The organism is Agrobacterium sp. NPDC090283 (assembly GCF_044769685.1).
GTDB lineage: Bacteria > Pseudomonadota > Alphaproteobacteria > Rhizobiales > Rhizobiaceae > Agrobacterium.
This window is the reverse complement of the sequence record NZ_JBIVYG010000003.1, coordinates 254,764-267,525: the sequence shown is the minus strand read 5'-3', so window position 1 is coordinate 267,525 and position 12,762 is coordinate 254,764. Positions and strand designations below refer to the sequence as shown.

The window sequence follows — 12,762 nt, the reverse complement described above, 5'->3', positions numbered from 1 at the left end:
CGAAACGTTAACGGACGGGCTTATTCCCCAGACAAAATTATCTGGCGTTTCAGCATTTTAAATCCGGGGCCTGAATCAGTCTCTCAATCGCGGGACTGCGACCGGCGGGCCCCCGCAAGTCCGGTCATGTTCAACAATCACATTATTTGCATTATTTCTTTTTTAGCATTCCATAAGAACAAAAATTGCGTTAACGCAGTCATCGCCTCCCAAGGCATGACATTGCAATCATCCAAAATGGAACCAATACCATGACCGACGCGATATCTCCGGTATCGCCGACCGCTGACACTTCGAACGCTGTAAAGACAAATTCGCCTGCACGAGTTCTCACTGCCAGCCTGGTCGGCACGACCATCGAGTTTTTCGACTTTTACGTTTACGCCACGGCCGCAGTGCTCGTGTTCCCAGCCTTGTTCTTCCCGAACAATGACCCGATGACGGCGCTTCTGGCGTCCTTCGCCACCTTCTCCATCGCCTTTTTCGCCCGCCCGCTGGGCGCTGTGGTCTTCGGCCACTATGGTGACCGCGTCGGCCGCAAGACCACCCTTGTCGCTGCCCTGCTCACGATGGGCGTCTCGACGGTCGTGATCGGCCTCCTGCCTTCCTATGAGACCGCCGGCGTCCTCGCCCCGCTGTTGCTCGCGCTTTGCCGCTTCGGTCAGGGCTTCGGCCTTGGCGGCGAATGGGGCGGCGCCGTCCTGCTCGCCACGGAAAATGCCCCGCCAGGCAAGCGCAGCTGGTACGGAATGTTCCCGCAGCTCGGCGCACCGGTCGGCCTGTTCCTCTCCTCCGGCGTCTTCTGGATCCTGCTGCACTTCATGTCGCAGGAAGCGCTTCTGAGCTGGGGTTGGCGCATTCCCTTCGTCGCTTCGATCATCCTGATCGCGGTCGGCATGTGGGTTCGCCTGTCGATCACCGAAACGCCCGACTTCCAGAAGGCGATCGAAAAGGAAGAGCGCGTTGCCGTGCCGGTCGCCGAACTCTTCCGCAACCACAAGCGCAGCCTCGTGCTCGGCACTTTCGTGGCGCTCGCCACCTTCGTGCTGTTCTATATCGGTACTGCCTATCTTCTGTCCTACAACGTCAAGGTCCTGAAAATTCCGTTCCTCGACGCGTTGGAAGTGCAGATCCTCGGCTCCATCGTCTTCGGCATCTTCATCCCGATTGCCGGCAAGCTCGCCGAAAAATTCGGCCGTCGTGAAATCCTGATCCTGACGACGGTGCTGATCGGCCTGTTCTCCTTCCTGCTGCCCGGCCTGATGTCCGGCGGCGAAGGTTCGATCTTCGTCTTCGCGGCTCTCGCCATGATGCTGATGGGCATGACCTACGGCCTGATCGGCACGGCGCTCGCCGCGCCCTTCCCGACCCGGGTGCGCTACACCGGCTCGTCCATCACCTTCAACATGGCCGGCATCTTCGGCGCATCGCTGGCGCCTTACATCGCCACATGGCTGCAGGTGAATTACGGCATGGGTTACGTCGGCTATTATCTCTGCGTATCGGCCCTCATCACGCTGGCCTGCATTCTTCTGTCCCGCAAGGACGAAGTCTGATCCCAGATCACCGACGACAAAAAGCCCGCGAAACCTCCGTTTCGCGGGCTTTTCCTTGTCTGCTTTTGCCCTTAAGCCACCGCCTGGCGACGCTCGACATGGCCGGTCATACAGACGCGATTGCGCCCCCCGCCCTTTGCCCGATAAAGCGCCAGATCGGCATTGTGCATGACCTTGTCGAAGATTTCGGCGTCGCCGCGAAAGGCGACCCCAATCGAAATCGTCACCGTGATCCGCAGATCCTGATACTCTACCGGCGTCGTTTCGATCGCCGCGCGCACCCTTTCGCACATTTGCAGAAAGGCAAGCGGGCTGGTTTCCTGCACGACCACAAATTCCTCGCCGCCCAGACGGGCGACATGGGCCGGGGGATCGAAATGCTCTCTTATCCTGCGGGCGACGCCTGAAATGACGAGATCACCAACGAGATGGCTGTATCTGTCGTTCACCGACTTGAAATGATCGATATCGAGAAAGGCGACGCAATAGTCGCTGCCGAGTTCGGCGCATGCCGCATAAAGGCCGAGCCGGTTACTGAGGCCAGTCAGCGCATCCGTATGGCTCAGATGCAGGAAGCGCTCGTGGGATTGCATGAGAATTTGCACTTCCTTGGCATTCAGCCAGCAAACCAGCAACGTCACCGTAAACGCCACAGCCCCACCAAGCGTCACGCTCAGCATGATACCGTTGATGAGATCGGTCACCAGCCCGAATTGTGCAAGAAGCGTCAGGCCACCCGTGCACATCACGATGACGATGACCGTGACGAGGCACGCGATACGGATGGAGAATTCCAGAGGGTCGAGCCGCCGCCGGCCCTCCAGCGTCGCGACCGAAAAACTCATCATTTCGATCGGTTTTTTCCAAAGACCCAAGATCATGCTCAAAAGTGCCTAAATCACGTAATGTCGTTGGTATTTCCGAATAAAAAAGCAATTTAATATTGAAGGAACGAGACCTCGTCTCACTCACTCTCGTATTTTCCCCCGATATTACGGGAAAAACTGTTGATCGACCGTTACGATACACGCAACGGCCGGATCAACAGCAGGATTTTCTTGCAATACGCAGCATCCGCCGGGGATTACGCCCCGAGGAAGGGTTCCACTTCACGGCCCGGCATGAAAAGGCCTAGCCGCTTGATTTCCCATTCCAGCCGGATGCCCGACTTCTCGAACACGCGCTTGCGGATGGTCTCGCCCAGATATTCCAGATCGTAACCGGTCGCATGGCCGGTATTGATCATGAAATTGCAATGCAGCGACGACATCTGTGCGCCGCCGATGACGAGACCGCGCCCGCCCGCCTCATCGATCAGCTCCCAGGCGGAATGACCTTCGGGATTTTTGAAGGTGGAGCCGCCCGTCTGCTCGCGGATCGGCTGAACGGTCTCGCGATGGTGGCGCACGGCGTCCATATCGGCGCGGATTTTCGCCTTGTCTTCCGGATAACCCTCAAACAGCGCGCCGGTGAAGATCAGGCCCGCATCGGCGCCGGAATGGCGGTAGCTGTAGCCCATATCCGCATTGGATAGCACATGCTGGTTGCCCTGACGGTCCACCGCATAGACTTCCACAACGCGATCGCGCGTCTCGCCGCCATTGGCGCCGGCATTCATGCGAAGCGCGCCGCCGATGGAGCCGGGAATGCCGTAAAAGAAGTGGAACCCGCCAATGCCATTATCCATGGCCATCGCCGCAATATGCTTGTCCGGGCAGATCGCACCGGCCTTGATGCGGTTTTCGCCCGCCAGCTCCACCTGGCCGAAACCCTTGGCGGACAGACGGACGACCACGCCCGGAATGCCGCCATCGCGCACCAGAAGGTTCGAGCCGACGCCGACCACGGTCAACGGCACATCTTCCGGCAGAATTTTCAGGAAGGCGATCAGATCGTCGGTATCGTGCGGCTGGAACATGACTTCCGCAAGACCGCCGGCTCTGAACCACGTCACGCGGTCCATGGGCGCATCCGGTGTCAGACGTCCCCGCAATTCATTTACCCCGTCGCCGAGCCTCCCCAGCAATTTAACCCCATCGACCTGTCTCATTCAGACTTTCCTGATATGCTCTTCAATTCCGAAGGCAGTACTGCTGCCCATTGCGTGATATTTCCAGCCCCCAAGAGAACCACGAAATCACCCGGATTCGCAATGCCTGCAACCACTGAGGCGAGATCTTCCCGTTTCTCGAGAAAACGGGCGTCCCGATGGCCGGCGGCCTTGATGGCTGAAACCAGCGCTTCCGAGCTTGCGCCTTCGATCGGATCTTCGCCCGCGGCATAGACCGGAGCAAGGATAATCGTGTCGGCATCGTTAAAACAATGCGCGAAATCGTCGAACAGGCTGGAAAGGCGGCTATAGCGGTGCGGCTGGTGCACGGCGATGATACGGCCCTTGCAGGCCTCCCGCGCTGCTGCCAGCACCGCCTTGATCTCGACCGGATGATGACCGTAGTCATCAAAGACCTGAACGCCATTGGCTTCGCCCGTCAGCGTGAAGCGACGCTTGACGCCGGCGAAGGAGGCAAGCCCCTTCTTGATGTCGGCTTCCGAAATACCAAGACGATTGGCGACGGCGATTGCAGCCGTCGCATTCGACACATTGTGGCGGCCGGGCATCGGCAGGACGAGGTCCTTGAAGGAGAATATCTTGCCGGTGCGGCGACGACGTATTTCAACGTCAAAGATCGACCGCGTGCCATCGATGCGCACGTTCGAAAAACGAACGTCGGCCTGCGGGTTCTCGCCGTATGTGATGACCTTGCGGTCCTCGATGCGGCCGACCAGCGCCTGCACTTCCGGGTGATCGAGGCACATGACGCCGAAACCGTAGAAAGGCACGTTCTCGACGAACTGACGGAATGCGGCGCGCACGGCATCGAAATTGCCGTAATGGTCGAGATGCTCCGGATCGATATTGGTGATGACGGCCACATCGGCCGGCAGTTTCAGGAAGGTGCCGTCGGATTCGTCGGCCTCCACCACCATCCACTCGCCCTCGCCCATGCGGGCATTGGTACCATAGGCATTGATGATGCCGCCATTGATCACGGTCGGATCGAGATTGCCGGCTTCGAGCAGGGTTGCGACCATGGAGGTGGTCGTCGTCTTGCCATGGGTGCCGCCGATGGCGATGGCGTTACGGAAACGCATCAGCTCGGCCAGCATTTCGGCACGGCGAACGATCGGCAGGTGCTTTTCGCGCGCAGCAATGAGTTCCGGATTGTTCTTCTTGATGGCGGTCGAAACAACCACCACTTCGGCGTCACCGATATTATCCGCCGTGTGGCCGACAAAAACCTCGATGCCCTTGTCGCGCAGGCGCTGCACATTGGCGCTGTCGGCCTGATCCGACCCCTGAACGCGATGGCCGAGATTGTGAAGCACTTCGGCAATGCCGCTCATGCCGATCCCGCCTATGCCGATGAAATGCACAAGGCCTATGGCTTTCGGCATCTTCATGCCCCAACTCCTTCATTCTTCTTCTTGAATTCCTGTACGGACTGGCCGGAAGCGATCGCCTCCACCAGATCGGCCAGCACATCCGCCGCATGCGGTTTGCCGGTCGCCTTGGCCGCAGCCGCCGTTGCCGAAAGCCGATCCGGTTCCGAAAGCGCCGACATCAGCAGGCCGGACAGCTTCTGCGGCGACAGTTCCGCCTGCTTGATGACGCTTGCCCCGCCCGCCGCCGAAAGCGCGGCCGCGTTCGCCGCCTGATCGTGATCCAGCGCATGCGGATAGGGCACGAGGATCGACGGCCGGCCGATTACCGAAAGCTCGGATACGGTCGAGGCGCCCGAGCGGCTGATGACCAGATCGGCCTCACCGATGCGCGAGGCCATGTCGCCGAAGAAAGGCGAAACGTCAGCCTTCACGCCGAGCTTCTGGTAAGACGTTATCACATTGTCCTTGTCTTCGGGACGCGCCTGTTGCGTCACGACGATGCGCTTGCGCTGTTCGTCCTTCAGCAGGCAGATCGCTGCCGGAACGGCGCTGGAAAAGAACTGCGCGCCCTGGCTGCCGCCGAAAACCACGAGCTGGAAGGGTTCGCCCGTCTTTGAGGGCGTATAGGGAATTTCAGACGCCGCCAGCACCGCCGGGCGCACCGGATTGCCCGTCGCCACCGTCTTGTCGGAATATTGGCCATTGGCAGGCGGCAGGAAACCGCCGGCAATCGCCTTCACGCGGGCAGCCAGCGCCTTGTTGGCGCGGCCCATCACCGCATTCTGCTCGTGGATGATGGAGGGAACGCCAAGCCCGGTCGATGCCAGAAGCGGCGGCACGGTGGGATACCCGCCAAAACCGACGACTGCGACCGGCTTCAGTTTGGCGACCAGCCGACGCGCGGCGCGCAGGCCCACCCACAGCTTCCAGAGCGATCGCGCCACCGAAATCGGGTTCTTCGAGCCGATGGTGGCGGAAGGCACCACATGGATTTCATCCGCCGGAAACTTGCCGGCATAACGTTCAGCGCGGCTGTCGGTGACGAGATGCACCGAAAACCCACGCGCTTTCAGCGTATGCGCCAACGCCTCGGCTGGAAAGACATGGCCGCCGGTTCCCCCGGCGGCAAGAAGGACAATACCCTTGCTCATAATCGTTTACTCCGCGGGAACGCCGGAACCGACGCGGAAGAAACTCCGCTCCTGCGCCCGCTTTTCGGGTCTGTGGCGCGTCAGCGCCAGAAGGAAGCCAGCGGTCACGCAGATCGCCATCATCGACGAACCACCATAGGAAATCAGTGGCAGCGTCATACCCTTGGCGGGCATAAGCTCCAGATTAACGCCGATATTGATCATCGACTGCATGCCGATTTGAAGGACCAGACCGGCCACGGCGAAACGGCAGAAATCGTCTTTTTCCTTGAAGGCGTGCGACAGGCCGCGCAGTACGATGAAGGCGAAGATGGCCACCAGGAACATGCAGAAAACAATGCCGAATTCTTCCGCCGCCACCGAGAAGATGAAGTCGGTATGGCTATCGGGAATGATGCGCTTGACGATGCCCTCACCCGGTCCGCGACCGAACCAGTCGCCGCGAATGATCGCCTCGCGCGCCGTGTCCACCTGAAACGTATCGCCCTCGCCCGTCCAGAACCGGTCGATACGGCCCGCGACGTGCGGCAACATGAGATAGGCGGTCACAATGCCGCCGACGCCGAGGCCGCCGAGCATGATGATCCAGAACCACGGAACGCCGGCCATGAAGAACATGCCGCCCCAGACCACCGATGTCAGAATCGTCTGGCCGAAATCCGGCTGGGCGATCAGGAGTGCGGCCACGATGCCGAAGGTGATGATGGCGAAGAGATTACCGGGAATTTCAGGATGACGCGCCCGTTCGGCAAACAGCCATGCGCAGACGATCACGAAGGCCGGTTTCATGAATTCCGAGGGCTGGATCGAAAAGGTGCCGATGGAAATCCAGCGCCGCGCGCCCTTGACCTCGATGCCGAAAAACAGCGCGAAGATCATCATCAGCAGCGAAGCGATGAGCATGATGACCGCGACGCGGCGCACCTGGCGCGGCGACAGGAAGGACAGGCCGACCATGATCGCCAGCGACGGCACCATGAACATCGCCTGACGCTCGACGAAAAAGAAGCTGTTGAGGCCGATACGCTCGGCAACGGCGGGCGAAGCGGCAAAGGACAGCATCAGGCCGATGCCCATCAGTGCGATGAACGCCGCCAGAAAGAAACGGTCGATGGTCCAGAACCACTCCGCGACCGGACCGCGATCAACTCGGCTTACCATGGCCTTCAGCCCCCTTTTCCAGAGTGAACGAGCATCGTCATGCCATCGAGCGCCGCGACCTGCGCGACGAACGAATCACCTCTGACTTCAAAGTTCTTATATTGATCGAAGCTTGCGCAAGCCGGGGATAACATCACGATATTGCCGGCCGTCGCGTCTTTTTCCGCATCCGCCGCCGCGTGTTGCACGGCCTTGTCCAGTGTGCCGGATATTTCGTAAGGCACCGCCTCGCCGAGCGTCGCCGCAAATTCGGCCGCCGCCTCGCCGATCAGATAGGCCTTGGCGATGCGCGGGAAGAGCGGCGAAAGGCTGCTGATGCCGCCGGCCTTCGGCAGACCGCCGGCGATCCAGTAGATACGGTCGAAACTCGAAAGCGCCGGCGCTGCCGCATCCGCATTGGTGGCCTTGCTGTCATTGACAAAGGTGACATTGCCACGGCGACCCACCGGCTGCATGCGATGCTTGAGGCCGGGGAAGGACTTGAGACCGGCACGAACCTCATCTTCCGATACGCCGACGGCGAGGCAGGCTGCAATCGCTGCCGCAGCGTTCTGTGCATTGTGGCTGCCGCGCAGGGTCTGGATACCGTCGAGATCGACCAGCAGCGAAGACGTGCCGCCATGCGCCCTGAGAATCCGGCTGCCCTCGGCATAGAGACCTTCGGAAACGACATTGCGCTTGGAGATGCGCTCCACCTTGACGCCGGCGCGCTCGATACGATCGGCAATCAGCGTCGAGTGACTGTCATCCACACCGACAATCGCCGTGCCGCTACCCGCCACCAGCCGTTCCTTGACGTCGGCATAATGCTGCATAGTGCCATGCCGGTCGAGATGATCAGGCGTCAGATTGAGCAGGATACCGGCCGTCGGATTGATCGTCGGAGCCAGATCGATCTGGTAGGACGAGCATTCCACCACGTAGAAACGTTGCGCCTTCGGCGGATCGAGGCTCAGCACCGCCGTGCCGATATTGCCACCGAGCTGCGTATCGCGGCCCGAAGCGTTGAGAATATGGGCGATCAGCGCCGTTGTCGTCGACTTGCCGTTGGTGCCGGTAATCGCGATGAAAGGGCAATCCGGTGCATGTGCCCGGCGCTCGCGGATGAAAAGCTCGATATCGCCGATCACTTCGACGCCCGCCGCCTTCGCAAGGTCCACCGACCAATGCGGCTTCGGATGAGTCAGGGGCACGCCGGGCGCCAGCACGAAGGAGGAAAACGAAGACCAGTCAATCGTGTGAAGGTCCGCAGTCGTAATGCCCTCGGCCGCGGCCTTGGCAACGCTGTCGGGATTGTCATCGAAAGCCACAACGTCAGCGCCACCGGCGACAAGCGCCCGGGCGGTGACGAGACCGGAACCGCCGAGCCCGAAGAGAGCGACCTTCTTACCTCTAAACGACGTGACCGGGATCATCGCTCACCTCAGCTTCAGGGTGGCGAGGCCAAGCAGCGCGAGACCCACGGAGATGATCCAGAAACGGATGACCACCTGGCTTTCCGTCCAGCCCTTTTTCTCGAAATGGTGATGGATCGGCGCCATCAGGAAGACGCGCCGGCCGGTGCGCTTGAACCAGAACACCTGGATGATGACCGACAGCGTCTCCATGACGAACAGGCCGCCGACGATGACCATGACGATCTCGTGCTTGGTGGCAACGGCGATGGAGCCGATGAGGCCGCCGAGCGCCAGCGAACCCGTATCGCCCATGAAGATGGCGGCGGGCGGCGCGTTGAACCACAGGAAGCCGAGACCCGCGCCGATAACCGCGCCGACAATGACGGCAAGCTCACCCGTGCCGGGCACGAAATTGATCTGCAGGTAATTGGCGAAAACCGCGTTGCCGGCGAGATAGGCGATCACGCCGAAGGTGGCGGCTGCGATCATGACAGGCACGATGGCGAGACCATCGAGACCATCCGTCAGGTTCACCGCATTGCCAGCCCCGACGATGACGAAAGCGCCGAACAGCACGAAGAAGTAGCCAAGATTGATCACGAATTCCTTGAAGAAGGGAAAGGCGATGGAGCTGCCGAGCGTGCCACCATGCGGCGCGGAGGCAAGCGCCATCTTCATCATGAAAAACACGGCAATCGCCGCGATCAGGAATTCGATGCCGAGACGGGCCTTGCCGGAAAAACCCTTGTCGCTCTGTTTCGTGACTTTCAGATAATCGTCGTAGAAACCGATGGCGCCGAAACCGAGCGTCACCATCAGGACGGCGACGACATAGACATTCGACAGATCACCCCAGAGCAGCGAACCGCCGAGAATACCGGCAAGGATCATCAGCCCGCCCATGGTCGGCGTGCCGGCCTTCTTGAAATGCGTCTGCGGTCCATCGGCACGGATCGGCTGACCCTTGCCCTGGCGCACGCGCAGCGAGTTGATGATGGCCGGTCCAAACAGGAAGACGATCAACGCAGAGGTGAACATCGCCGCACCCGCCCGGAAGGTGATGTACCGGAACAGGTTGAAGATTTGAATTTTATCCGACAGTTCGACGAGCCAGATCAGCATAATTGCCCTTTCAAAAGGCTATTTCAGACTTGGCGTTCCGTCTCGGGGAATGCCGGATACTTGTCAAGCAGGGCGGCGACAATCTTGCCGAAACCAAGCCCAAGTGACGATTTTACCATCAGCGCGTCTCCCGGTTGCACCCATTGCAGGGCAAAATCGGTGAGTTCCGCCGTCGTCGGGAACCAGATGACGGTGACGCTGTCAGGCAGCGCGTCGCGCAACGCCGCCATCGCCTCGCCCGCGAGCCAGACATGTTCGATACCGGCAGCAAGCAGCGGTCCCGCCAGTTCCTCGTGCAACTGCGCGGAAAACTCGCCCATTTCCAGCATGTCGCCGAGAACCGCGACGCGCCGGCCATGGCCCTGCGTTTCCGTTTCCGCCAGAACGGCAATCGCCGCGCGCATGGAGGCCGGATTGGCATTGTAGCTTTCATCGATCAGCAGGAAGGATCCGCTTTCAATCGTCAGGCGGTGGCGCTGGCCGCGCCCCTTCACCGCCTCAAGCGTTCCGAGCGCCTCGAAAGCCCGGTCAAGATTGGCGCCGGTGACGGCAACGGTGCCCAGCACGGCCATGGCGTTATCGGCAATGTGCCGGCCGGGAATGTTGATGTGCAGCTCACTGGTTTCGCCGTTCAGGATCGCCCAGATCGTCGAGCCCGTCGTCGTGCTCTCGAAATCCGCAAGGCGGAAATCGGCCTTGGCGTGCTGCCCGAAGGTAAGGATATGTTCGATACCCTGTTCCTGCGCCGCTTCTTCAAGCTGCTCGAACTGGGCATTGTCGCGGTTGAGGATGACCGAACCGCCCTCTTCCAAGCCTTCGAAAATCTCCGCCTTGGCGGCGGCGATCTCTTCGATATTCTTGAAATTGCCGAGATGGGCCGACGCGATGGTGGTGATGATCGCCACATGCGGACGGACCATCTTCACCAGCGGCCGGATTTCGCCGGAATGGTTCATGCCGATTTCGAAGACACCGAATTCCGTGTCCGCCGGCATGCGCGCGAGCGTCAGCGGCACGCCCCAATGATTGTTGAAGGACGCCACCGCCGCATGCACCCGGCCCGAAGGAGCCAGAGCCTGCCGCAGCATTTCCTTTGTCGTTGTCTTGCCGACAGAGCCGGTCACCGCAATGATGCGCGCAGACGTTCTTTCGCGCGCCGCAATGGCAAGCTTGCCAAGGGCTGCGAGCACGTCTTCGACGACGATCATCGGCACGGTCAGGCGACCGAGCGCCGGCAGCTTGGCTTCGGCAACGACCAGAAGACCGGCGCCGTTGGCAACGGCGAAGCTGGTATAATCATGACCGTCCACCCGATCACCCTTGATCGCGAAGAAGGCCTCACCCTGTTTGACTGTCCGGCTGTCGATGGAAATGCCGGTGATACCGGTCGGCAGGTTGCCCACGGGGCGTCCTGCCGTGATGGCGATCATGTCAGCGACTGTCCATAACCAGCTCAAATCTTCGATCCTTCCAGCCCTGCCAGTGCACCGCGCACCTGTTCATGATCGGAAAACGGCAGGGTCATGGAACCGACGATCTGCCCTTCTTCATGCCCCTTGCCGGCAACGATCAGCGTGTCGCCATGCGACAGCATCGACACCGCATGGCGGATCGCCTGCGACCTGTCGCCGATTTCCAATGCGCCGGGTGCCGCCGCCATGACTTCTGAACGGATCGTCGCGGCATCTTCCGAACGCGGATTGTCGTCGGTGACGATGACGATGTCGGAGAGACGCGTCGCCACCTCACCCATGATCGGACGCTTGCCCTTGTCGCGGTCGCCGCCACAACCGAACACGGTGATGATGCGGCCCGAGGTGAAGGGGCGCACAGAGGTCAGAACATTTTCCAGCGCATCCGGCTTGTGGGCGTAATCCACATAAGCAAGCGCGCCGTTCTTCGTCTGGCCGACAAGCTCCAGACGGCCGGCAGCGCCGATCAGCTTTTCAAGCGCCTTCAATGCTGTCGAAGTCGGAACGCCGGTGGAGATGGCAAGACCGGCGGCAACAAGCGCATTCGCAACCTGGAAATCACCCGCCAGCGGGATATCGACTTCATAGATCACGCCGTCATGATGCACTTCGATCATCTGCTTGTGACGGAAATGCTCGACACGCTTCAGCGTCAGATATTGGCCCTTGCGGCCGACGGTGCGCACATCGAGACCCGCTTCGCGCGCCGCCTGTATGGCCTTGTCCGACCATGGGTCGTCAGCGAAGATCACGGCGGGCGCGCCTTTTTCCATCAGCGTATCGAAGAGCCGCATCTTCGCGGCCATGTAATCCTCGATGGTCGGATGGTAATCCATGTGGTCGCGGCCAAGATTGGTGAAGCCGGCGGCTGAGAGCCTGACGCCGTCGAGACGGCGCTGGTCGAGGCCGTGGCTCGAAGCCTCCATTGCCGCATGCGTCACGCCTTCGGCGGCAAGTTCAGCCAGAAGCGCGTGCAGCGTCACCGGATCAGGCGTCGTCAGCGCGCCATAATCCTCGCGACCGGGAGCGATGACGCCCGTGGTGCCGATCTGCGCGGCGGCATGGCCGGCAAAAGCCCAGATTTGCCGCACGAAGGAAGCAACGGATGTTTTGCCCGCCGTGCCGGTGACGGCAACCATGATTTCAGGCTGTTTTCCATAAAAACGGGAAGCGGCAAGGGAGAGATAAAGGCGTGGGTCCGCAACCACCAGAACCGGTACTTCGGCTTCCACCGCGTGCCCGGAAACAACGGCGACCGCACCTTTGGCAACCGCGTCCTTCACATAGGCCGCACCATCAGCCCTGGTGCCCGCAACCGCCACGAACAGGCTGCCGGGCTGAGCCTTGCGGCTGTCTGCGGTGATCCCCCCGATTTCGATCGCCCCGATCCTGGACAGGAGCAATTCATTCAATTCCGGAAACGCATTTCCGGATATATCTCGCAAATTCATCGACTGTT

At 60.5% G+C, this 12,762-nt stretch carries 10 protein-coding genes; 1 reads left to right on the top strand and 9 read right to left on the bottom strand.

Annotation, left to right across the window (positions count from 1 at the left end; genetic code table 11):
* Window positions 1-251: 251 nt before the first annotated feature.
* Window positions 252-1,556 (top strand): MFS transporter, encoded by a 1,305-nt coding sequence (locus ACIQUH_RS06760; RefSeq protein ID WP_400813311.1) that lies wholly within the window; start codon window positions 252-254, stop codon window positions 1,554-1,556.
* Between the two features lie 71 nt (window positions 1,557-1,627).
* Here the strand turns inward: ACIQUH_RS06760 and ACIQUH_RS06755 are convergent, their stop codons facing one another.
* The 9 genes from ACIQUH_RS06755 to ACIQUH_RS06715 all read right to left on the bottom strand — a co-directional run bounded on the left by ACIQUH_RS06755 (window position 1,628) and on the right by ACIQUH_RS06715 (window position 12,754).
* On the bottom strand, window positions 1,628-2,437 hold the full coding sequence (locus tag ACIQUH_RS06755; RefSeq protein WP_400813310.1) for a GGDEF domain-containing protein: 810 nt from the start codon (window positions 2,435-2,437) through the stop codon (window positions 1,628-1,630).
* A gap of 203 nt (window positions 2,438-2,640) precedes the next feature.
* Complete coding sequence (gene murB / locus ACIQUH_RS06750; protein WP_400813309.1) at window positions 2,641-3,606, bottom strand: UDP-N-acetylmuramate dehydrogenase; 966 nt, start codon at window positions 3,604-3,606, stop codon at window positions 2,641-2,643.
* Entirely contained in the window at window positions 3,603-5,018 is a 1,416-nt protein-coding gene (gene murC, locus ACIQUH_RS06745; protein WP_400813308.1) for a UDP-N-acetylmuramate--L-alanine ligase, read from the bottom strand. Before murC ends, murB begins: the two co-directional genes overlap by 4 nt.
* Complete coding sequence (murG, locus tag ACIQUH_RS06740; RefSeq protein ID WP_400813307.1) at window positions 5,015-6,151, bottom strand: undecaprenyldiphospho-muramoylpentapeptide beta-N-acetylglucosaminyltransferase; 1,137 nt, start codon at window positions 6,149-6,151, stop codon at window positions 5,015-5,017. Before murG ends, murC begins: the two co-directional genes overlap by 4 nt.
* A gap of 6 nt (window positions 6,152-6,157) precedes the next feature.
* The gene (ftsW, locus tag ACIQUH_RS06735; RefSeq protein ID WP_004430748.1) at window positions 6,158-7,312 is read right to left on the bottom strand and encodes a putative lipid II flippase FtsW; all 1,155 of its coding nucleotides are present in this window, start codon (window positions 7,310-7,312) and stop codon (window positions 6,158-6,160) included.
* A gap of 5 nt (window positions 7,313-7,317) precedes the next feature.
* Window positions 7,318-8,727, bottom strand: a complete 1,410-nt coding sequence (gene murD / locus ACIQUH_RS06730) for a UDP-N-acetylmuramoyl-L-alanine--D-glutamate ligase (protein ID WP_400813306.1) — start codon at window positions 8,725-8,727, stop codon at window positions 7,318-7,320.
* 3 nt (window positions 8,728-8,730) lie between these two features.
* Window positions 8,731-9,831 (bottom strand): phospho-N-acetylmuramoyl-pentapeptide-transferase, encoded by a 1,101-nt coding sequence (mraY, locus tag ACIQUH_RS06725; RefSeq protein WP_003522196.1) that lies wholly within the window; start codon window positions 9,829-9,831, stop codon window positions 8,731-8,733.
* 23 nt (window positions 9,832-9,854) lie between these two features.
* Window positions 9,855-11,288 carry a UDP-N-acetylmuramoylalanyl-D-glutamyl-2,6-diaminopimelate--D-alanyl-D-alanine ligase gene (locus ACIQUH_RS06720; protein WP_400813305.1) on the bottom strand — a complete coding sequence of 478 codons (1,434 nt, stop codon included), beginning with the start codon at window positions 11,286-11,288 and terminating at the stop codon, window positions 9,855-9,857.
* The gene (locus tag ACIQUH_RS06715; RefSeq protein WP_400813304.1) at window positions 11,285-12,754 is read right to left on the bottom strand and encodes a UDP-N-acetylmuramoyl-L-alanyl-D-glutamate--2,6-diaminopimelate ligase; all 1,470 of its coding nucleotides are present in this window, start codon (window positions 12,752-12,754) and stop codon (window positions 11,285-11,287) included. The genes ACIQUH_RS06720 and ACIQUH_RS06715 overlap by 4 nt, the downstream gene beginning before the upstream one ends.
* Window positions 12,755-12,762: the final 8 nt, after the last annotated feature.

Coding starts and splice junctions, on each gene's coding strand:
- ACIQUH_RS06760 (WP_400813311.1), top strand. CDS start 252: ATGACCGACGCGATATCTCCGGTATCGCCGACCGCTGACACTTCGAAC.
- ACIQUH_RS06755 (WP_400813310.1), bottom strand. CDS start 2,437: ATGATCTTGGGTCTTTGGAAAAAACCGATCGAAATGATGAGTTTTTCG.
- murB (WP_400813309.1), bottom strand. CDS start 3,606: ATGAGACAGGTCGATGGGGTTAAATTGCTGGGGAGGCTCGGCGACGGG.
- murC (WP_400813308.1), bottom strand. CDS start 5,018: ATGAAGATGCCGAAAGCCATAGGCCTTGTGCATTTCATCGGCATAGGC.
- murG (WP_400813307.1), bottom strand. CDS start 6,151: ATGAGCAAGGGTATTGTCCTTCTTGCCGCCGGGGGAACCGGCGGCCAT.
- ftsW (WP_004430748.1), bottom strand. CDS start 7,312: ATGGTAAGCCGAGTTGATCGCGGTCCGGTCGCGGAGTGGTTCTGGACC.
- murD (WP_400813306.1), bottom strand. CDS start 8,727: ATGATCCCGGTCACGTCGTTTAGAGGTAAGAAGGTCGCTCTCTTCGGG.
- mraY (WP_003522196.1), bottom strand. CDS start 9,831: ATGCTGATCTGGCTCGTCGAACTGTCGGATAAAATTCAAATCTTCAAC.
- ACIQUH_RS06715 (WP_400813304.1), bottom strand. CDS start 12,754: ATGAATTTGCGAGATATATCCGGAAATGCGTTTCCGGAATTGAATGAA.